17 protein-coding genes and 1 pseudogene are annotated in these 23,088 nt (G+C 42.2%); 1 reads left to right on the plus strand and 17 read right to left on the minus strand.

What is annotated here, in order from left to right:
* Positions 1–22: 22 nt before the first annotated feature.
* The 5 genes from GC098_RS17060 to GC098_RS17080 all read right to left on the minus strand — a co-directional run bounded on the left by GC098_RS17060 (position 23) and on the right by GC098_RS17080 (position 6,368).
* Entirely contained in the window at positions 23–1,579 is a 1,557-nt protein-coding gene (locus GC098_RS17060; protein ID WP_171644323.1) for an extracellular solute-binding protein, read from the minus strand.
* A gap of 30 nt (positions 1,580–1,609) precedes the next feature.
* Positions 1,610–2,461: a carbohydrate ABC transporter permease gene (locus tag GC098_RS17065; protein ID WP_246358659.1), complete on the minus strand. Its 852-nt coding sequence runs from the start codon at positions 2,459–2,461 to the stop codon at positions 1,610–1,612.
* Between the two features lie 14 nt (positions 2,462–2,475).
* Positions 2,476–3,429, minus strand: coding sequence for an ABC transporter permease (locus GC098_RS17070; protein ID WP_246358660.1), 954 nt, complete (start codon positions 3,427–3,429; stop codon positions 2,476–2,478).
* Positions 3,430–3,537: 108 nt separating this feature from the next.
* Entirely contained in the window at positions 3,538–4,587 is a 1,050-nt protein-coding gene (locus GC098_RS17075) for a response regulator transcription factor (RefSeq protein WP_171644324.1), read from the minus strand.
* Positions 4,584–6,368, minus strand: coding sequence for a sensor histidine kinase (locus GC098_RS17080; RefSeq protein ID WP_171644325.1), 1,785 nt, complete (start codon positions 6,366–6,368; stop codon positions 4,584–4,586). The genes GC098_RS17075 and GC098_RS17080 overlap by 4 nt, the downstream gene beginning before the upstream one ends.
* A gap of 77 nt (positions 6,369–6,445) precedes the next feature.
* Between GC098_RS17080 and GC098_RS40840 the strand changes: the two genes are divergently transcribed.
* Positions 6,446–6,571, plus strand: coding sequence for a hypothetical protein (locus GC098_RS40840; protein ID WP_281367083.1), 126 nt, complete (start codon positions 6,446–6,448; stop codon positions 6,569–6,571).
* Positions 6,572–6,992: 421 nt separating this feature from the next.
* Here GC098_RS40840 and GC098_RS17085 read toward each other — a convergent pair whose 3' ends face one another.
* From GC098_RS17085 to GC098_RS17140, 12 genes and pseudogenes are all read right to left on the minus strand, one after another.
* Positions 6,993–9,074, minus strand: coding sequence for a heparinase II/III family protein (locus tag GC098_RS17085; protein ID WP_171644326.1), 2,082 nt, complete (start codon positions 9,072–9,074; stop codon positions 6,993–6,995).
* 111 nt (positions 9,075–9,185) lie between these two features.
* Positions 9,186–9,314, minus strand: a pseudogene (locus tag GC098_RS17090) (carbohydrate ABC transporter permease); the annotation flags it as partial.
* Between the two features lie 439 nt (positions 9,315–9,753).
* On the minus strand, positions 9,754–10,905 hold the full coding sequence (locus tag GC098_RS17095) for a GNAT family N-acetyltransferase (protein ID WP_171644327.1): 1,152 nt from the start codon (positions 10,903–10,905) through the stop codon (positions 9,754–9,756).
* A gap of 20 nt (positions 10,906–10,925) precedes the next feature.
* The gene (locus GC098_RS17100) at positions 10,926–11,135 is read right to left on the minus strand and encodes a hypothetical protein (RefSeq protein ID WP_171644328.1); all 210 of its coding nucleotides are present in this window, start codon (positions 11,133–11,135) and stop codon (positions 10,926–10,928) included.
* Positions 11,136–11,180: 45 nt separating this feature from the next.
* A complete protein-coding gene (locus GC098_RS17105) occupies positions 11,181–12,626 on the minus strand; it encodes a sulfatase family protein (RefSeq protein WP_171644329.1) in 1,446 nt (481 codons plus the stop codon).
* Positions 12,627–12,689: 63 nt separating this feature from the next.
* Positions 12,690–13,955 carry a TolB family protein gene (locus tag GC098_RS17110; protein WP_171644330.1) on the minus strand — a complete coding sequence of 422 codons (1,266 nt, stop codon included), beginning with the start codon at positions 13,953–13,955 and terminating at the stop codon, positions 12,690–12,692.
* The gene (locus GC098_RS17115; RefSeq protein ID WP_171644331.1) at positions 13,952–15,382 is read right to left on the minus strand and encodes a sulfatase family protein; all 1,431 of its coding nucleotides are present in this window, start codon (positions 15,380–15,382) and stop codon (positions 13,952–13,954) included. Before GC098_RS17115 ends, GC098_RS17110 begins: the two co-directional genes overlap by 4 nt.
* Positions 15,383–15,387: 5 nt before the next feature.
* Complete coding sequence (locus GC098_RS17120) at positions 15,388–16,914, minus strand: extracellular solute-binding protein (protein ID WP_171644332.1); 1,527 nt, start codon at positions 16,912–16,914, stop codon at positions 15,388–15,390.
* 38 nt (positions 16,915–16,952) lie between these two features.
* A complete protein-coding gene (locus GC098_RS17125) occupies positions 16,953–17,831 on the minus strand; it encodes a carbohydrate ABC transporter permease (RefSeq protein WP_171644333.1) in 879 nt (292 codons plus the stop codon).
* Positions 17,831–18,748: an ABC transporter permease gene (locus tag GC098_RS17130; RefSeq protein ID WP_246358662.1), complete on the minus strand. Its 918-nt coding sequence runs from the start codon at positions 18,746–18,748 to the stop codon at positions 17,831–17,833. Before GC098_RS17130 ends, GC098_RS17125 begins: the two co-directional genes overlap by 1 nt.
* 100 nt (positions 18,749–18,848) lie before the next feature.
* Positions 18,849–20,381 (minus strand): response regulator, encoded by a 1,533-nt coding sequence (locus tag GC098_RS17135; RefSeq protein WP_171644334.1) that lies wholly within the window; start codon positions 20,379–20,381, stop codon positions 18,849–18,851.
* Positions 20,382–20,398: 17 nt separating this feature from the next.
* Positions 20,399–23,032 (minus strand): sensor histidine kinase, encoded by a 2,634-nt coding sequence (locus GC098_RS17140; RefSeq protein ID WP_171644335.1) that lies wholly within the window; start codon positions 23,030–23,032, stop codon positions 20,399–20,401.
* Between the last annotated feature and the right edge of the window lie 56 nt (positions 23,033–23,088).

The following is a 23,088-nucleotide window of genomic DNA, read 5'->3' on the forward strand; positions in this document are numbered from 1 at the left end:
TGAATAAATATGATGAAATCGTTTATTTCTTATTTTTTTGATACCATTGGGTTGCTTCATCAATGGCTTTATTACCACCACGAGCTTTCCAGTCTGCAACGAATTTATCAAAGTAATCGATACTTTCCTGTCCAACGATGATTTTGGCTGCAGTTTCCATAAACAATCCGTTTTTGGCGAGTTCAGGTTGAGACAGCATAATGGCAGGAACAGGCATATCAAGTCCATCATTCACGCGACCTTCGCTGTTTGCAACTTTCGAAGCATTCATGATTAGATCTCCGTGCAGGCGCCCTTTCATAAAATCTTCGTTCGTAAGATAAGGTTTACCGGTAATTTGCAGGAACATCAAGTGCATAACTTCCTTGTTAATTCCATCCGCAGTTGTCTGATATTGATACTCGATCTTACCGTTATTTAAGGTATAGTCATTGCCCTCAATGCCATAAGTCAAGAATGTATCCGCTTCTTTCGAGTAAAACCAATTTAAAAATTTAATAACATCCTCAGCTTTCTTACTGCTGGCAGGGACGGCATAAGCCGACCTGATCGGTGAAATGATGTCTGCTCCGCCTTTTCCGTCTGGACCAATTGGTGCAGGGATGTTAATGATTTCAGCAGTAGGTTCCCCTTTCTTTACTTCGGACAACCACTTGTCGGGATAGCCCGGATCATGTATCCACATGCCTACGCGAGCAGCACCCTTAATTTTCGCATCCCAATCCTTGCCTTCTTGAACAAACACTTCATTGTCAAGGAGCTTTTCTTTGTACAGATATTGATAAATTTTCAATGCCTCTTTCATTTCAGGCAAAATGTATTTAGGAACCAGCTTGTTATCCTTGTACTTCCAAGTGCCCGCAGATATTCCTTCGCCAGGATTGACATCATAGGCTCCAAAAAAGGCTTCAGCAACTCTTAAATTCTTGCGTCCTGAGAATGGAATTTCATCTTTTTTACCGTTGCCATTCGGGTCCATATCGCGAAATGCGGTCAATACATTTATGTATTCATCTATCGTTTTGGGTACCTGTAATCCAAGTTTATCAAGCCAGTCTTTCCGCATATAGACAACCTGATTACGTGTCGTGCCCGACATTGTTGGTATCGCATATATTTTTCCGTCCTTACTTATTGTAGGAGAATCCCATACTTCTTTAGGGATATTGCTTTTAAGATTAGGACCGAATTTATCTATTAGATCATTCAGCTCCGTAAAAGCTCCGTTATTTATAGCGGGTGTGGACACCTTCGTATTAATGGCTGAAATTTCAAGGAGATCCGGCAGCTTTTCATTAGCAGCAAGCAGTAAATTAAGTTTTTGATCAAAATCTGTTGCGGGAATGAGTTCGATGTTGATATTTGTTTGGGATAGTTCCTCTAACTTTTTAACATAGATATCTTCATTAATATTAGGAGATGCTTCAACATATGGAAATGATCTTGAGTTCATAGTTATGTTTATTGAGGGAACTCGATGTCCATCCGGCGAACTTTTGCCTTCATCTGAATGATTACTACAAGCGGAAATCATTGTAGTAACCAAAAGTGTTCCAACTACTTTTTTGCTTGCTCTCATTCAAATCCCGCTCCCTTGGTCACTTTATTTTTAACCTTTGACAGAACCTATCATTGCACCTTGGATAAAATGTTTCTGTATCAAAGGATAAATGAACAAAATTGGCACAGTAGCAACAATAATTGTTGCCATCCTTATTCCTTCAATGGAAATCAGCATGCCTGCGCCCATACTGCCTGCATCGTTTTCTACAAGAAGTTGACGTAATTTAACTTGTAAAGTGAAAAGACCGGGATCTCTCAAATACATAATCGCATTCATATATCCATTCCAATACCCAACGGCATAGAAAAGACCAATCGTCGTTAAAGAAGGTAGAGAAAGCGGCATAATGATTCTTCCGAAAGTATTAAATTCATCGCATCCATCAATGGTTGCCGCATCTGTAAGCCCTTCCGGAATACCTTTAAAAAAGGTTATCATGATGACCAGATTAAACGCGCTAATAAGGCCGGGAATGATGAGAGCACTTAATGTATCCAATAAACCGAATGACTTAACAACAAGGTAGGTCGGAATCAATGGAGCTGGGAAAATCATTGTAATAATAACCATAATCATCATTAATCTTCGACCTTTTAAATGGGATTTTGACAATCCATATCCCATAAGCGAAGTAAAAAGTAGGCTTAAAAACGTGCCGGCTGCCGTTACCCATATGGTGACACCAAAAGCCTTCCAAATCGCCTTATTTTTTAACACAGCCAAATAATGATCGAGTGTAAAGTTCACTGGAAATATGGAGACCTTACCTTGCAGAATTGCCTGCCCGCCGCTGAATGAACCTGCTAATATGTTCAGATAAGGAACTAGCATGAACAAGCTGATGCCTGTCAGTATGATGGCATTAATAATTGGGAATGTGGCCGGCCTCTTCCTCATTTCATCACCTCTGTTTAATATAATGTTTCTCCGGTCAACTTTTTACTTATTTGGTTAAAGCTGAAGATAAGCATCAAGCCAACTACAGATTTAAAAATTCCGATTGCCGTTGTATAGCTGTATTGTCCTCCTAGTAAACCAACGGTATAAATATACGTATCTATAATTTGTCCTTTTTCTGCAATGAGTGGATTGAGCAGCATATAAATTTGTTCAAATCCTAAATCTAACAGATGTCCAATTCTCAACAGGAACAAAATCATAATGGTCGGTAATATGGATGGTAATGTAATACTGATCATCTTTCGAAATCTTCCAGCCCCATCAACGTCGGCAGCTTCATACATCTCCGTATTGATACTAGCTAGGGCGGCAAGATAAATAATTGCATTCCAACCCACTTCCTTCCAAATACCTGAAGCAACTACAATTGATCGAAAAAATTCAGGTTGCTGCATAAAGAAAATTCGCTCCATACCCAAAAATTCTAATATTTCATTGATAATTCCGTAATTTGGCGATAACACATTGATGACTAAGCCACCTACAATAACCCAAGACAAAAAATGCGGGAGATAAACAATGGTTTGTACAGAGCGTTTAAACCACATTTTCCTAACTTCATTCAGAAGCAAAGCTAAAATAATCGGAGCAGGAAAACCAAACACAAGTTGATAAATACTAATGAATACCGTGTTTTGGAGAATTTTCAAAAATTCTGGATACGTAAACAGAGTCTCGAAGTGTTTTAATCCGACAAACGGGCTCCCCAAGATTCCTTTGTAAACATTATAATCCTGAAATGCAATAACACTTCCCAGAATAGGGACATACTTAAAGAGAAAAAAAAACATGATCCCAGGCAGTATCATGCAGTATAATTGCCAGTATCTCGAATAATAAAGCTTAGTCCTTTTTTTTCTTACTTCGCTGCTAATCAAATGAGTTGGGTGGGCGTTTGTATTCATGGGAACCTCCTGATGTCATATTTGATAACTTAATACTAGAAGAAATCAGGGGGTTCGTACATGGTATTCCTTACGCTAGTTGTGTTTTCATAAGGCAATGTATGCGCTTTATTTTTTTGTGCGAAACTCTCGAGGTGAAGTACCAAAGAACTTTTTAAAGCTTTTAGTAAAATGAGGGTAATCTGTGTATCCAATGTGTTCTGGGATCTCGTAGGTCTTACAATCCGGATCGGATAATAATTGCTTCGCCTTTTCCATGCGTGTTTGAATTAAATATTGAGAAAAGGAGATGCCTGTGCTCTGTTTAAATACCTGACTTAGGTATGGTACGGATAATTTAACATGGTCGGCTACCATCTGCAGGGAGAGTTCATTATTCTTATAATTATTTTCAATAAATGCGATAACTTGTTTGATGTTCAGATGCGCACCATAGTTTCGGGTTTCACGAACAGTTTGAAGCCAAGTACTTATAACATGTTTATTTAAAACTTGTACTTCCTCCCTATTTTTCGCAAAAGCAATCGATTGTTTATTATCGTAATCGAGATTTTTTGCTCCTAAGTCATTGTACAGACATGAATAGATTCTGCTCAAAAGTTCAATACTCCGAACTTTATATTGCGAATTCACTCCGCGACTATCTGTCCATTTTTTATTAAAATAGTCTATCGCGTTCATAGCCTCGGTTTCATTCACATTCCATATCAAATGAGCTATATTCTTTGCTTCCTCCGTACAATAAAGCAACCACTCGCTATACTCATTCACATCAATCCGATACTTCTCAACTTCCAATTTGACTTTATGTAAAGTTTGCGTAAGTTGTTCCGGCCGTATAGGTTTAAGCAAATAATCGCTGACCCCATAATGTATCGCCTCTTGGGCAAAGCTAAAATCACCGTAACCTGACAATATGATAAACTCACAATGGACTCCAAGGGACTTAACGTTTTTAATTAAGTCTAATCCATTCATCAGCGGCATTTTTATATCAGTAATAATTAAGTCGGGATAAGCACTTTCAGCTAAATGTAAACCTTCAACGCCATTAGACCCCTCGCCTATAATGTCAAACCCAAGAGAAGATTCCGAAACAAGTTTAACTAGACTCTTCCGAATTAAGGCTTCGTCCTCAATAATTACTGTACGTATCATGCCGATTTATCCTTTCTTTCCTGTTCAAGAGGTATAACAACTTCCATGATGGTCCCGGTATGATTAGATTTAGCGATGTGTAAACCATATGGATGACCAAACGTCAATCGTAACCTGGAGTGAACGTTAATCAAGCCAATATGACCATTTAATCCTTCATCCATATTTTCATATATCTCGTTGTATTGATCTTTAAACGCAGAGCTAAATTTTAATAGCACATCATCCGGCATCCCTCCCCCCTGGTCCGTAATTCTAATGACATATTTTTCATTCTGAATTCCCCCTGTAATCCCAATAAAACCAGGTGGAAGCATTTGATTCTCGTAAGCATGAATAAAACAATTTTCGATTAAGGGCTGTATAGAAAGGCGGCAAATTGAAATCGATGAAGCAGTGGTCATGTCAAAATGAAATTCACACGTTAATTCAGGAAATCTTTCCTTTTGAATTTCGAGATAGGTATGGATATGTTTTAATTCCTCTGTCAAGTTTACTACTTGCATAGAATCTTTCATGCAGTACCGAAACATATCGGCCAATGCGGTAGCCATTCTACTAACAGGCATTACGCCTTGGAGAATAGCATGGGAATTAATAATCTCTAGCGTATTGTATAAAAAGTGCGGATTAATCTGAGACTGAAGAGCTCGTAACATGGACTCTTTTTGCCGCAGTAATAAATCTTTTTCTCGCAACTGTCCTGCATGCACCTCTACGATAAGACGTCGGAGTTCCCCAATCATTTTGTTAAACCCTAAGAACAAACTGCCTATTTCTTTTTCCCGGCGGAGCGGAGCTAAGATGAGCAGATCTCCATCCTGTGCTTTGCGCATAAGCCTTTCTAAGATACTTAGTGAATTTGTGAGATAAAAAGCATATCCGCCAATTATGATACAGGCAACAAAAGTAATAATTAGCAAAATCCAAATAGAATGGTCCCTTAGAACAACTAATCCTTTACTAAACTCATATATGGGGAATTCAGATACGATCGTCCAACGAGTAGATTCGGAAGTATTGTAATTGACGATATTCGTTACCCCTTTTTCTTCATGCAAAAATGTATCATCCGGTTTCAACGAATGAACACCATTGATAAACCAATCCGGCATATTTGAGCCCAATTTGTCATAATGACCTGAGTCATAAATAACAAGATTGTTTGAATCGATGATCCACAACTTTCCCTTCATGCCAGTTTGAATTTTATTCACTTTATTCCATATTTCATTAAGTCTTATATTAAAAACCATTAGACCAGTGGTCTGGTACAATGTCGTATCACTGAATTTCCTCGTAATGGTAAGTATAGGCGTATTATTTATCCATCGGATACCCATTACATTGTAATTTCCTAAGTTTGTATTTCTTAGATAGCTTTCATAATCATCTTGACTTGGCAGCGCAACATGATTGGAAATTTGCAGACCATTAGCAGAGTAAATGGTTAGCGAATAAACTTCAGGACGTCCAAATACGATTTGTTGGAGTAACTCATTTTGAATATCTCGCGTTAATATAAATTGTTTATAGGCTTGGTCTGGTTGAAGAAGCATAAATTCTTTAATCAATGGGTGAGCAATTAACGGCAGCGTAGAGCGCTCCAAATCTTGAAAATAATCACTAATTTGATTATTTAACTGTCTGACAAGCTGCTCGTTAAATACTCTGGCTACATCCACAATCGTATCCGATGTTTTATCAAACCAGATCTTTGAAAGTAAAAGTGATGGCAGCAACAGAAACATAATAAATAAAGCAATCAATTTTTTCCTCATAGTTACTCACCACCCACCACCATCATGACTGAATTAAGAGGCAACATTACGACGATGACCCTTCCGCCATCAATAGCTTGGGCAGAAGGGTCGTCATTTTGTTTGTTCTCTCTCCTAGCTTGGATCATCGTCATATCGTGTTTAATGGCTATGTTAACGGCGCACGCCGAGTATTTCTTGCTGATTTAATTGGGCTATTGTAATTATATTGTAATCCCTTTTCCAATTAGTTCGCCCCACAGTCATTTACCCCCATTGTATATCCTTTCACAGTTCTTGAAACAGTAGGTAATTCGCATCAAATAGGTGTCTTTTTATACAATAGCGCTGTCAAAGTGGGACTCATATCACGATTTTCAACAACTCAGATTAATTTTACTGTGGTGTAACAGCCTTGCGCCTCCAAACCCCTGACCAATCCCTTTTTCTCGAAGCACCAACAGAGGCATTCTCAATAATCAAGTGATACGTCAACAAGTAGCATTCATGTGTTCAGGCCGAGCATTGCCGCACCAATAATCCCTGCATCGTTCCCAAGTTCGGCCTTCCGGATATCGCACCGGAACTGTTCACCGCCAAACGCCTCACCCGATCTGGCCCCGGAATGTTCGCGTGTCACACCCTTCAAATGTGCTCAAGCAGATTCATCAATTCTTCTTCCTGATGCACGAAGATTTTTCTTACATCCTGAAAATCAGGCATGGCCCTGTCAGTGACATCCAGCATGGCCACATGAAGAACTGCCTCATTTTCCTGGTCTGTTTGCTCTGAGTCTTTCGCAAGGAAACTTATATCCACTGCATAGTTGATTTGCTCTGGATCAGAAATAATATCAGGATATAGATCTTTTTTTTTCCATAATTTCACTTCAACTTCTGCTCTTGACTCCCAAACACAGAGAAGCTGAACGTTTTCCTTTTTTAATAGCAGAACCCTGTCTTCAAGAACCTCACAAGCCACTCCCAGCTCCAGAAACCAACGTTGAATGTGCTTTTGCTGCTGACGCATCCCACGTTCAATTTTATCCTTTACGATCCAGCCCTTTGCTCTTGAAAAAACAACGGTTCGTTGATGACGACAGAACGTATATGCATCATGATACCCCTGAACAAGCATTCCCTTAGGGTTTGTTTCATATCGACTGACGCAGACATCCGGACGGTAGACCCCCCATTGGTTTGCATACATCCTGTTGGGCTGAACCGCGGATCCGTGAACCAGCACTGTATTATGCGACTCCATGTTATACATAAAGCCGCGCAGGTCACTGTTCATGCGAATTTTATGGTACAATGCACCGGAATAGGGTTCACCGATAAACTGTTTGCCTCGAAGAATCATGATTAGTGAGAGCATGTCCATGTGGTTGTGTCCGCAAACACCACAGTTTTCCTTGATGGACATGATAAAATAGTTGGAATCTCTCTTCCAACTGCTCCTACTTGCTACAAAGCCAACGGTGTTATCGCAATAATCCAACGATGGCAACTGTTCCTCCTTTACCGTCTCCCCCCTCCTGACTGCCAAAACTGCTGCAGGCAATTGATTTTCCGTCATTTGCATAGCTGCGAGCAAAAATGGCTCAATGCTCGTACCCTGATTGTCTCCAATGCTCGGGAAGCGCTCTGTGGGCTGTACGATTGAAGTCAGAACAGAAATACTTTTCTCAAGGCAAGCAAGTGACCCTTCGTCCATGAGTGGGTCATTGTTCAGCCTTGCAATCGTCACTGCACGAAATAGCATATCCCCAATGGTTGCACCAGCCCAATAGGAGGTTGAATGCTCTCCATAGCCCCCACTGGGATTAAAGTCATCCTTAAAGTGTGCTAATATTACTTCCCTGCTATGCGGCTTCATTGCTTCAATCACCGGAAACTCCGGAAGCATAACTGCCAATATGTATGGCAAAACCCCTCTTTCCCATAAATGATGGTTATGCGGACGATAGGTGTCCGTATCAAACCTACGGTATTGCGACCCAAAAAAACAGATGCGCCCGATGATTTTAAAGGCCAGATCATCCGGAAGTGTATACGGAAGCTCCGTGTAGAAAAGTGTCAACATAACAAGTGTAAGTCCGCCGACACTCATGGCGTCCCGGTCATCGGTTAGCATCCAATGTCCCGCATCAGCGGCTTTGTTTTCAATAATCAGCTGGTATGTCTCAAAGAACTTTTCCAGAATCTCTCTGAACTTACCTGCAATCCGGGGGTCTCCATTCTCATGATACGCGACCGCAAGAGACTCAAAAAACTGTCCGCGTGTGAACATATCGTGAGGGTATCGATGGCGTGTAACATTATCCGTCAGCGCATTATGCAACAGCATGTTTTCAAAGTGAGCCCCTAGAAAATGCTCTCCACGCTTACCGGTCGGCAACAGATAAATGTTGTTCATCATCTTCTCTGCCACCTTTAAACAAAGCTCCTTGAGACTTCCTTCTAAGCCATTGGAAGACTGATACGAAAGGGGGGAAGCATCCGGATCTATGGGTCGCAGTGGCATTCCCCGGTAATCAAACAAAAAGGTTCGGTTTTTCCGGTTATGAAAATACTCTACCACCTCATGCTTTGCAAGCTTTTCATTACCTTGCTCAAGTGCCTTCTTGACCTTTTGAAGCCCTGGATAGTTAAGATTCAAGGCTTCAAACACATGCTTATCCGTAATATCTGTCTCTCTATCCAACAGTGTGATTTCATGCGTCATTTAATTTCACCGTTCCTTCCTGCATTATTTCTTCCTTCTCATTTTCCAGCTAAAAGAAAATTCAATACACGAAGGATTCCCTGTGCATTGAAATCCCTAAGAACCATTATGCTATTGTTTCACTGCCCCAATCATGACACCCTTCTCTAAGTACTTCTGTACAAACGGATACACACATAGAATAGGCAGGGTAACGATGATAATGGTTGCATATTTAATGGTTTCACCGATTGACTCCTGTTGCCCAACCTCAGCATAGGCCGACATAGAACTTATATTCACCATGTATTTCCAGGGTGGACTGATTCCATTTTACTTTACGGTCAAGGGTTTGGGTATCAATAATACATTTCTTGCCATCATTCTTCCCACTGCCATTAATACTTTTATTCCAATGGCTTACAAGATAATAAAGTGTAACCACGGCTCTTGAACTTCCTCATCGTCTTTTCTTCCCTTATCCCATAAAAATTCTTTCCCTGAGTTGAATGACTATAGTTCTCGCACATGACGCGCTTGCCGGCCTCCAGGGCGGCAAGCGCGTCATGTGCAAGCTGAGTGAGCGAAAATGTTTATGTTTCGCGTCACTCCGCAGCCAATGATTGCAGTTTTCAATTGCTTTGACATCGGTTCTCCTCCTCTGGTTTCCACATTCTTGTTCTAATTTACTCACCGAAAATCATATGTAATTCAATCCGGAGGTGCTTGGAAACGGAACGGGGAAAAGCTTAAGAATCCCCGACTTCATTTTGTCCGACATACTAAGCTTCGGCTCATGATCGAATAGTAGCGACAAAATTTCCTGATCGCTGCAAGTGAAAGTCTGCCCCTTCCAGGACAACCGGTTGCTTCCATCGGACAAGGTCGCTACCTGAAGCTGTCGGAAAGCCTCGTCGTTTTTCTGCTGCAAATAAGGAGCAAGCTGGCGGATTAATATTTCAGCATGAACGACCATCGCCGTTCCTTTCATCCGGGAACGCTTACACGCACAGGCAGAACTCTCGAACATGAAAGTAAGCTCCTTTTCATGCCACGGTATGGCGATTTCCATCTCCTCCAACTGTTCCCTTTCGTACCCATTTGCAATGATCGCCGCCACGATGTCGGGCCTTCCTCCCCACTCGATAACAGTCGGACGGCCTCGCGGTTGCGTATAGGACGCCGATGGTACACAAGCGACGGCATACCCGTGGAGTCGACCCTGCCCCGTGGCTACCCATACTTTATGATGAAGCTTGCGGTTACTCGCCAATGGTTCTGCATGGATCAAAGCGGCCAAATCCCACAAACTCTGCCCGTAACGAACCGAACGTTCTCCTGCAAGCCGGGCGATCTCGAACCAATCGATCGGCGCCATCTCACGGATATGCAAGAGTTCCGCAGAAGCAATTTTCCGTATGGAGTCTTTGCTCGTTGCTTCGATGCAAAAGGATGCCACTTGGCCAAAAGGACGACAGCCAACCCTCTCATAGATCCCACCGGCCCCAGAGACAACAATAAGCGCAGCTCCTGCCTGCAGGCTATGCTCCTTGATTGCTCGCAAAACTTCTCCGGCATACCCCCGCCCCGTGTAATCGGGATCGGTACATACGGAGCCAATAGAATATACGCTTAAGGTGGCTGGCCCGATGTGGATCTGTGAAGGAACAAGACCGGCAAAGGACACTAATCGGCCACCAATAAAATAGCCAAACGACTGGCCTAAGCCAGGGGAAAACACACTCGGATACGCCCTGCCCATCGAAACTTGCTCCGCATCGCGGAAGACAGCATCGGACAGGCGAACGGCTGCCTTAAATTCGTTTGTACGCAGTAGACGGACTTCCTCCATGTCACATACACCTCATTTTCTCAAATAATCGTTTCTATAGATTGGACTCCCGGATGTCCGGCTCCCAGATCGAAGCTATTCAGATAACCGGAGGAAGATGACCATGAAGGTACGCCAACCGCATAGATATAATCACCGGAACCTCTTACGACTTCCACCTCCTCCTCAAGAATGCGCATAACCATTTCCTGATCACCATGACCGAACAGAAGCGTTGCAGGAAAAACCAAGTTTTCTTTTGTCTTGGGAGGCGCTTATTAAGCCTTTTTACTCGTTTAAGACATAAACGCCGTGTAGTCCTGTAGAAACCGGTCGTAGATTTGATTTGGTAATTCCAGCAGATCTTTCGTAGCTTGCATATGCTCACGCAAATGCTGCAGCATCTGTTCAATGCGCGCGCGATAAATCAACTTTTGAAATGCAAGATTATCTCTCTCCTGAGGGTCTTTGATTACGTTGTACAGCTCTATATACGTCTCATTCTTAAATATATCGACGATCAGCTTGTAATCGCCCTCGACGATACAACGGCCAAAGTTGCCTCTTCCTCCATTGCCATCGTATTGAATAAAGATTCTCTCGCGTCCTATTGTACTACCAGCAATTAATGGCATGAGTGATCGGCCGGACATAGGAGACTTCGGCTGGATCTGTGTATAATCGCATATCGTCGGCAGTACATCGATACTGCTGACTAACGAGCAGCAAGAAGTTACAGCAGGTTTGAAATCAGCCGGAAATTTCATAAATAGCGGTGTATGAACGGATTCTTCATACATACACATTTTTTGCCACAATCCGTGAGAACCGAGCATTTCACCGTGATCACTCGTAAAAATAATCAGACTATTATCGTAAAGATCTTCTCTCTTTAATTCCTCGATAATCCGGCCGACGCATTGATCAAGTAACGAGACCAATCCCAGATAGACCTTCCATATTTGTCTCCAATCTTCCCTCGTGTATCGAGTTCCTATGGCGCCGGTCAAATTATATAACTGAAGCGGCGACTGACTCCGGCACCACTCCCCGACATTCTCAGGTAAATCAACCGTTTCGACAAAATTAAACCAAGGGGCGGGAATTTCAAGGGGAGGGTGGGGAGCGTGGAACATCGCATTGAGCAGAAACGGTTTGCTGCGATCTCGCTCCCTAATCGCTTCCACAGAGTCTCTGGCTATAAACTCGTCAATGAAGAACTCCTGACCTTCTTCGTATAGCCCAACGGCAGGTATTGAATACGATTTTGGACGCGTTATCATTCCATGAGTCATTTCCGGCACGATCCCCCGATAATTCGGTCCTCCAGGCATTCGTTTATGATTCTCCTTCAAAAAGGCTTCGTATCGGCCCTCGAGTCTTCTCCAGTTCGTTTTGCTGTCAGGGGATTCATCCACACTAGGCTTCATCCGAAGATGTTGTTTCCCTGTATGCCAGCTGTCCCAGGTGTGATCCATAAGCCCGTATAGATGGTCAATGTCCGGCCTTACAAGGGCGTGCATGTCCTCACCCCGATTAATTAAACAACCTGTTTCGTTAGGGTACATGCCGGTAAAGAACGCTCCGCGTGCAGGGACACAAATGGGAGAAGCGCAATACGCTCTTTCGAATACGATGCTGTTTTCCTTTAACCGATTGATGTTTGGAGTATGGGCACCGATGGCATCCAGCCTCAATTGATCCGCCATAATAAGGATGACATTCGGTTTTTCATTTCTCATCTACGTAACCTCCATCCAAGCAGTTTTTATAATGGATTACATTCGTTTGAGCTCTACGATTTCTTACACCAAACCGGACAAGTCTGCGATGAATACGAGGCGTGTACCGTCCACATATCCATTAAAGACCAGATGCTTGTTGTCCGGCGCCCAAGCAGGGTGAGGATCAACGCGAAGCACGCCTGATACTTTCGTTCCAGGATTGCCAATATTGATTCGTACGATTGTCGCTTCGCTTCTTTCCTGAAGATCGATAAGACGTAGCGGAACTGTACCGTCACCGAAAGCTACTTTCTCGTGCTCGTAGGAATCGGTAACGATATGTCTTCCGTTAGGATGGACAGTCGGGTGCCCGGACCCTGGAATCGAGTCGATGATTTTGCCAATATTCGTACCGTCCATATTGACTTGAACCAAATACAGCTGTTTGTCGCCATCGAGACACAAATTCATCGAAAGCCGTTGGCCGTCGGGGTACCAGTTAATATGGTGGCCTCCTTTATCCCATTGTTCTGGACCTACTGCAACACGGATATCGCTGCCGTCCGCCTTCATAGTGACAACCCAATACTTCAATCCCTTAGTAATCATATTCCACGGCTGTTCCTGTTCCGTATGAAACCATCTCATGGTAAACAGGATCCGATCGCCTTGCGGGTTAAATTTGCAATGAAATCCATAGCATTCGCCATGTTCATACAGAGCCTTATCGATAGACGGCTCAGCACGGTCAAATACATCCTTAATCGATACTAGCAGCTTGCTCTCCCCGGTTTCCGTATCCAGTGCATAGAGACCATCGTCTTCTCGAAATCCATAGTTGCGCGGAATATGCTCATCAGGAACGATAATGCCATATCCTAGCTGCGTTCGCCGCATCCTTTTGGGACAAGCGGAAATAATCGTTCTGCCGTCCGAAGAGATTCGGTATATACTTCCAGGCATTAACCGCTTTTCGCCGGTATGCGGATTTAAACGTACGCAAAGTGCTTCCCACGTTGCCGTATTCACATCGTTGTAAAAAATGGAATTATCATCTGCTCCCCAGTTGATATTAGCGCCCAGCTGCGGTTCCCAGCCGCATGTTTGCGCGACAACCCGCTCTTCCGCTGTATGCAGATCTACGAGTATAATGTTGGCCACTTCTCCTGGCTCAGGAAGACGATGTTCCTGCGGCAGCTGCAGCAAGGCGACATAACGTCCGGACGGGCTGACCGGCGATGTATCAAAAAATCGGTGAAAACAGCCCCCTGTTCGTGGAGTTATACACCTTACAGGGACAAGCGGACTAAAATCGTTGTATCGGGGAAAATGCTCAGAAATTTTCAATTGAACCCACTCCTTTCATTCAGTGCAATATGATCTCCTGTCAGTTCCATATGCTTCTTCAACAAAGCCAGAAGTTGGTTTAATTCATCATCATGAGAACCGCAAACTGCCAAATTTATCGTTTCCTGCGGATCGGCTACTACGTCGTACAGCTCCAGAAAAGTCTCGTCCTTGAACAGATCCACGATCAGCTTATATCTCCCTTTGATGATACACCTCTGAAAATTTCCTAAAGAGCCGTTTCCGTCATATTGAATATATACAGCTTCTCTGTCTTGCTTCCCTCCAAGAATCAACGGCATTAAAGACTTACCTGACAGTGACTCAGGCGTATCCAAACCGAGAAATTCGCATAATGTCGGTAATACATCCATCGAGCTGACCGTCTCGTTGACTTCATTAACCGAAGGAACAAATCCAGTCGGAAATTTCATCCACAGTGGTGTTCGCACCGACTCCTCATACATACAGAATTTTTGCCATAAACGATGCGATCCCAACATTTCCCCATGATCGCTGGTGAAGATGATGAGCGAATTATCGTAGAGGTCCTGCCTTTTCAACTCTTCGATTATGCGGCCGACTCCATCATCCAGCAAGTTGACCAAACCAAGATATTTCGCCCAGATGGACCGCCATTCTTCGCGGGAATAGCGGGTCCCGAGCACACCTGTCAAATTATACATTTGCAAGGGCGATTGATCTGGATACCAGACCCCGACATTGTCGGGCAGCTCGAATTCTTCCTCACCGATCATGGAATACCAAGGCTCTGGAAGGTGATATGGTGGGTGAGGAGCCAGATACATGGTACTTAAAAACAAAGGCTTCTCCTTGTTTCTAGAAGTTAGAGCGTCTAATGAACGATTGGTAATATATCCGTCAAAAAAATAGTCCAAGCCTTCTGTATAGCGGTCCATGACAGGAATGGAGTAACTTTTGACCGTGGTATGTCGACCCGTTACCATTTCAGGGACTAGTCCCGTGAACCTCGGACCTCCTGGAGCTTGTTTGCCGTGTTCTACCAGGTAGTCCTTATAGTTGGCTTCGGTATTCCAATGGGTTTGCGAATCTGATTGATGTTCGGGCTTACAGTTATAAAATAAATGCTGTTTCCCGGTATGCCAGCTGTCCCAATGCTGTTCCATCAGCTGATACAGATGAGGGGTCCCTTCCTTCACCATCCCGTTCATCTGATCCTGCTCCGCCCAAGGGTTGATCAAGCACCCGGTTTCATTGGGATATCTCCCAGTGAAGAACGCCCCCCGGGCGGGGACGCATATCGGAGAAGCGCAGTAGGCTCGGTTGAAAACAACGGATTCTTTTTTCAATTCATTTAAGTTGGGAGTAAATTGTCCTATCGCATCATATCTCAACTGATCTGCCATAATGATAATCACGTTAGGCTTTTGATTTTGATTCGTCATAAGATCTATTTGCCCCATTTCTTCGTATTTTGTTCGACGGTTGCAGTAAGTTTGCTTACCCCAACATCGTTCATCTCTTTCACATATTGATCCCAGTTTGCGTTAATATCCTTAGCGCCCGTCACAAAATTGATCATCCATTCGTTGTATTTTTTATCAATAGACGGTATCAAATCTTTCGAGGATCCGTAAGTCAACGCTGTAAACGGTGGTGCAATACCTGATTTTAAGGAATATTCAACGTTATCCTTCAATGCGCCTTCTACGTCCTGTGCCGCTAACGAGTAATCTGTGGTCATAGCGGTTAAGTGTCCCAATGACGGAATGATATCTCGCTCATAGAGAGGCGTTTTAACCATCTTGCCGTTTTCCATTTTATAATGGACCCCTTCTATGCCGTAGTTGAGTATCTTGATCCCTTCTTCCGTATGGGTATAGTCAATGATAGCAGCGACTCTTGCTAGAAAATCTTCATCCCTGTCTTTCTTAATCACAACAATAGGCTCCGTATTGCTCGAGTCTACTCTACCCGTATCTCCTGCTGGCCCTTTAGGCATCGGAATGAGCAGCGACAGTTTGGCATTTTTATTGGATTCAGCCAAATCCTTTTCGATTGCCACATATCTTTCCGTAGGAGCCACGATTACTCCGGTATTTCCGCTGATAAACTTGGACTTAGCTTGAGCCTCATTGGATGTAAACACTTCCCGGTCAATTAAACCTTCCCCATATAGCTCACGGGCAAATTGCAGGAATGATTTATATTGCGGCATGACTGCTTCATAGGACCATTTGCCGTCTACTTTCCCCCAGTTGTTGGCTCCTGTAAAACCAGTTGATAAACCTAGGAATGCGCCGTATCCGAGTGCAAACGTGACAGGAACTGTATTGGGCCCACCCATTTTATTGTCTTTAAAAGCTTTTAGCATGGCTTTGAATTCATCCATAGTCGCTGGTTTCTTCAATCCGAGTTGATCCAACCAGTCTTGACGAACAACCATTACATTTGGAATGACACCCGCTTTGCGCGATGGTAGCTGAAATACCCCATTCTCCTCACGGAACTCCTCGGTTCCGGGTCGATTTATATAGGCCTGCAATCCTTTTAAATCATACTTTTCGGCATACTCGGCGAAATTCATTAAGAATCCGTCTTCATGCAGCTGGTTGTAGATATGCGCTCCAGTGCCAAGCGAATAACGGAACACATCGGGCATATCCCCCGCCGCAATTTTCAATTCCAGATTTTTTTGGTATTCTTTGGCTAAGATCCGTTCTACTTTAATATTTACATTAAATTTGTCGTTCAAATATTTGATAATGGCATCATCGGGTTGAATATCGCGGGGCCCCCATTGAAACCACTTAATATCATACTTTTTCGCCAAACTTATTGTACCGTGCCCTGCAGCGGGATCTTGGCTCTTGGTACTGGTCGTATCCAAGCTGTTTCCGGCATTATTCGAACACCCGAGAATGGAAACAGCCAGTACGGGGATTAGGGTTAAAGCGGTCATTTTTCTTAACATCATACATAAACACCCTTTCTTGAGATCTAAGTTTTGAAGAACTAGCCTTTCAGAGAACCCATCATGATGCCATTCACGAAAAATTTTTGCAAAAAAGGATATACCGTGATGATTGGCAATAAGACCAGAACGATATTCGCTAGACGTATTGTTTCTGAACTAAAGCCCTCTTCACCAGATTCAACCTGCATGATGGATTCCAGTTCCTGCGTGCTGCTAATCATTTTTTGCAAATACTCTTGAACCGTTTTTAATTCCTTGTCGGTAATAAAGAATACAGACTGCATATAGGTGTTCCAGAAGGACACCATGAAAAACAATCCGATTGCCGCCAATATCGGCTTGGACAACGGCAGAACGATAGTGAAGAAGATACGGAAATCATTACAGCCGTCGATACGAGCTGCTTCCTCTAATTCTTTAGGAAATTCCATAAAAGTCGATCTCATAATAATTAAATAAAAAGTATTGATCATATAAGGGATAATATATACGGCAAAATGATTGATCAGCCCGAGCTCCTTATAGTTCATATAATCAGGAATTAGGCCGGCGTTCATGAACATCGTCATGACGATCAAAAACATAACAATTTTTGAGCCTTTGAAAGGTTTCGATAATCCGTAAGCCGAATAAGCGGTCATAAATAAGGCGACGGCAGTACCTATCACCGTAATCAAGAATGTAACCCTGAGATGAATAAAGATCGTACCGTCTTGAAAAATTTGCTTATATGACGCTAAGGTGGGTGCTATCACAATCATTTTAAAGCGAGAGGTTAAATATTCGGATTCCGACATGAATGAAGCGACTACCGTCTGCCAAAATGGATACAGCATGATGGCGCACAACAATAACATGACTATGATGTTCAATGTATCTCCTATTGGATGTTTACTAACCCGGCTCGTATTAGCCATCAGATAATCCCCCTCTGCCCAATGACTTTGGCTAACCGATCTGCTGAATAAACGAGAATAGCTGCCACCAGTGTTTTGAAGAGCCCGGCCGCAGTGGCTAAACTGTGCTTGCCCTCTTGAAGTCCTACCCGGAATACATAGGTATCGATAATGTCTGCCACGCTAGTGACCATGGGATTACTCATCACCAGAATCTGCTCAAAGCCTACATCTAGCAAATGACCGATATGAATAATGAACAGCACCACGATAGTTGTTGAGATACCTGGAAGCGTAATATGCCACAGCTGCTGCGAACGAGAAGCGCCGTCAACACGGGCGGCTTCATACAAGGATACATCAATCCGTGTCAAAGCGGCCAAATACAAGATGGTCCCCCAGCCCATGGTTTTCCATACCTCCGATGCAACCAGAATCCCACGAAAATATTCCTTGTTTCCCATAAAGTAGATCGCCTCGTAACCGGACCATTTCACAACCTCATTGACTAACCCGTCATGTACAGATAATAAACTGTATATGATTCCTCCTAGAACCGACCAAGAAATAAAATGAGGAAGATACAAGATAGACTGGCTGACTCTTTTGAAAATTGCGTTTCTCAGTCCGTTCAGCATCAAAGCTAAAACGATAGGTGCTGGAAAACCAAACAAGATCTTATAGAAACTGATAATCAATGTGTTGACTAGAGCTTGTTGAAAATCGGTTGAATTGAACAGCGTGACAAAATGGTCGAAGCCAACCCAAGGGCTTTGCTCCAAAGGACGTGTAATTCTAAAGTCCCTGAAAGCAATCTGGATAAAATACAAAGGTTTGTACCTGAAAATAATGTAGTACAGTATAGCCGGGATAATAAAAAGAAAAATTTGATACTTAGAATAAAGCATCCGAATTTTATAAAACTTGTTTAGCCTCATCTTATCTCCCCTTTGGTTTGTAACCGTATACATTTCATAATCCAAGTATACTTATACATTCCAATGAAAAACAGAAGGTGAAAAACAGATAAAAGGTGGGTTATTTTACAAACCCAATCTCGCCCCCAATTAATTTGTTATGTTTGCGGTATTCCCTTGGCCCCGTATTCTTTATTTGCGAGAACAGCTTGCTGAAATGCTTCTCATCCGAATAACCTACTTCATTGGCAATCTCATAAATTTTCATTTCCGTTCCAACCAACAATTTACAAGCTGTCTCGATTCGTTTTGTTATCAAATATTTGGAGAATGTCATGCCGGTGTACGCCTTGAACTTGGAGGATAAATAGCCGGGACTGAAATAAAACTGCCGTGCGACATCCTCCAGGTTCAAGTTGGTCGTATACAGCTCATCCACATATTCTTTTACGGTTGAAATGCTTTCGCTCTTCTGTAGCTGAATTCTACGATGAGCAGTAACGCATCTTTCTTTTATAAACTGTATCATGTGAGCTTCCAATTCCATTAGCGAATCAAATTCATTCAAAGAAATGAATTCAATCTCATGTACTTTCGTAATTTTTTCGAATTGTGCGGCAAGTTGGACACATAAGTACTTCATATCCGATAAGGTTATATGTTTGTTTACGCAGGCTTCGGCAAATACTGTCTTGATCCAGTTGATCAGATTTACATCGTCTCCGGAATAGACCCAGTTGACCCAGTGCATATCAGGAACCCTACTAAAATTGATGCTTATATCCTGTCTCCGCCAATCTTCGTAAAACAATATGGACCGTTCCGAGCTTTCCGGATCTCCGTATCTTAGATAATCGATCGTCTTCATCGCTTCTTTGTAGATTTGAGGAATTTCCGATACGTTAGGCTTGAAACTGCCAATTCCGATTTTGTATGCTGTAACCGCGTTATCGTTTAATTGACCCTCAACCATGCGGATCGATTCAACTAATTTCTGATGAAAAAAGAGTCTTTCTTCCCCCTCCTTATAGAAAATAAAGTGAATATAACCGTTCCCCTGTTTGATCAAAACCTTTAGAGGGAGGGAGATGCGGCTGAAAAAAGCCAGGAGCAATAATGGAGGAGAAGGAAACCAGACACTAGCTACACAATAATAAGATTCCTTCGCTGCTTGACTAAGCTCTATCGGTGTATATCCCTTAATAAATTGCTGAAATGTATAATCGTTTTTAAGCAGCAGAAGCTGATTATATTGCTTGGTCTCCTCCAATCTATGGGACAAAGCTTGATGCAGCTTCTCTAATGATTTCTCCAGCTCCGGAAACATATTAAGTTTAATGATGTAGTCGAACGCGCCTTCCTGAATCCCTTTTTTGGCATAAGCGAATTCGTCGTAACCACTGAGAAGGATAACTTCAGTATCAGGATGTTCACACTTAAACTTCTCCAGTACCTCTAGTCCAGTCATGACAGGCATATGAATATCCATAATAACCGCTTGAGGCTTATACTTACGGAAAAGCTCTATTGCCTCTTCCCCGTCAGAGGCAACCGCTACCAGATTGAATCCCAGTGCCTCCCAATTTATGGAGTTTTGCAACCCGTCTCTGATGATTTTCTCATCATCTACGATCATAAGTGTAAACTTGTCCATCGCTTCAACCTCCCCACTTACAGAATGATTTTCATTTTAATTTGTGTGCCCGTCCCGTAGACACTTTTAATTTCTAATCCGTATGCCTCACCAAATTCAAGGTTCAACCTTTCGTGGACATTGGATAAACCACAATGAATGGATTGCTTTTTGTTGTACATCGTGTTAATTGTGTTTGCCAGCTGTTCTGGATCCATGCCTTTTCCGTCATCTTCGATCATGATGACTAGATTTCCACTTTCCATTTCGCTCGAGATTTTGATAGTTAATAACCGGTTCTTTTCCATCGCATGATGAATAGCGTTTTCGACAATCGGCTGAAAAATAAACTTAGGGATTAGAACTTTATAGTAAGATTTGTCAACTTTAGCATAAAAAACCAACTGCCGATCGAACCGAATGTTTTGGATTTGCACATAATTTTGGACATGCTCGAGCTCCTCCTCAAGGGTTACTAAATCCCTTGACCCGGATAAGCCGGTTTTCAAGAACTTGGCTGTTGCGATAAGCATCTTACTCGCCTCCTCTGACTTCCCAGTTTTGAGCAGCAGCATGATGGATGTGAAAATATTTTGAAGAAAGTGCGGGTTTATTTGCGACTGCAAAGCTTTAAACAAGAGCTTGTTGATCCTTTTCTCCATTTCTAAGTTTTCGTTTTCTTTCGTTACTAATTCAGTCGACAAAGCTTCCAGCCTGCTTAACATATTGTTGAAATTGATAGCCAGAACGACGAATTCAAAATCATGCTCTGTTTCACGTAGCCGGATTGATTGGTCTTGCGGATATTCTTCCATCAGATGGATTGCCCTGCGTATAGGTGCGGTCATGCGCTTTCCCAATAACATAGAGGTGATAATAATGATGCCTAACATACAGAAAATCTCAAACGAGTACAATAGGATAAAAATATAATGCTGCTCTTCCCAAGATACCGGAACAAACAACCCTAAATTCCATTCTTCCTGGTCAACAATAGGGATCGTGGAGAACAACGTTTTTTGACCTTTTACGGTTATATATTTATGATCAATCGGATCGCTTATCATATCCGTGATGTGATTACGTATATATTCCGTATAGGGATGATCCATGGGTGAACTGATCATTTGGAGGTTTTCGCTGCCTGTTTTACGGTTCATGAGAATGACGGCCGATGTCCCGCTTGCATGTTGCTTGTTATCGAGCACACTGTTGATTCCGAATTCAATATATCCCATATACTTAAACAGGTTCGATTTATCGACCGGATTGCCTAAGTATTTAATTTCCTTTTTCATCACTAATAAGGGTTGCATAGGAGCAACCGACGGTTTATTTTTCGTATTGGAGAACACAAGTCGATTATGGGCATCGTAGATGGAAATATAACTTAAGCTCTTATCGATGACACCTTTCCTGATTAAGATGTCTGCAAATTCCTTGGTCCTTTGCAACGATTCTCCGTTTACTTTCATCATTAGCTCCTGTATCTCTCCGTTAAGAATCAAATACCTCATATAAGAATGATACGATTGCAAGTTATTTTCGATGTTTTTTGCGGTCTGTTTGAAAATTTGAATGTTATCCTGTCGTGAGTTCTCTTCAATAATTTGCTCAAAATGATGATATGAAATAAGAATCGTGCAAAGGGTAGGAATAATAATCATGGAGAAATACAGGAACAGCTTTTTATATGCACTGGAATGCTCTTTATAGGTTGTAATATAGTGGTGGATCGATGCACGCTCTTCAAATCCCTTGACCTGCTTGAGTTTTTTTATGAAATCATAAACTGGATTCAATATCAATCCCGAGTTACTATGGGAAATCACGGAAAATACGATAAAAATAATCAAACCGTAACCGACTAGGTTCCAAACTATTTGATTGATGCTGCGATCGACTTGACTAATATCTCTCAATAAAATGTATCTGTCTCCCTGTTTATTCTTTATAGAGACAATAAGATTTTCATAACGCGATGTATCAATAGCCCCCGAATCTGGAGGCTCTGTTAATTTATTTTTATGAAGCTCCTCTATCTTCGCTTGATCTCCGTAAATCACTTGATCTTTCGCGTTAAGCTTGATTAGTTTGAGATCGCTTTGTTCGAGCAGCTTCTGAAAATCCAATATTGCAATGATGTAGGCTCCATCTTGTATCGGTGCAATGAGTAAGTTTTCCTCATAAAAATCGCTCTGTCCGTACCTCCGATCTTCCTTCAGTTGAGTCCATATGTACTCATTTATCGATTGAGAAGCCGCTCTTTCATCCATGTTGTCTGTATATGAAATAACTTCATCCGCCAAGGAAGTCCCGATTAATACTTGATTCTGGTACAAAAAGATACCTTTGAACTCTTTATTCGAATACAGAAACGTCCGCAGCTCGGAATTGAAGTCAAAAGCCTTTTTTAATATGGTATTGTCGTCTTTGACAACGTTATCATAATAAAAATGGAAGTCATCCATAAACAATTGGAATTTTTCCTTGCTTTTATAAATGGAATTGTCCATCGTTTCAAGGTTAATAGACAGCTCGTTTTCGTTCGAGAGCATAATGTTGCCGATAATTAAATTTTTGGAAACAAGGTAACTAATTAAGGAGGAAATTGCCATGAAAGTAAGCATAAATCCTAAAAACAGCCCATTCAACTTCTTTCTGAATGACATTGAATCGCTCCTTTAACACATAATTGCTTAGTCGATAATATAGGAAGATCCTCTGT

It is taken from the genome of Paenibacillus phytorum, from assembly GCF_013141715.1.
Lineage (GTDB): Bacteria > Bacillota > Bacilli > Paenibacillales > NBRC-103111 > Paenibacillus_E > Paenibacillus_E phytorum.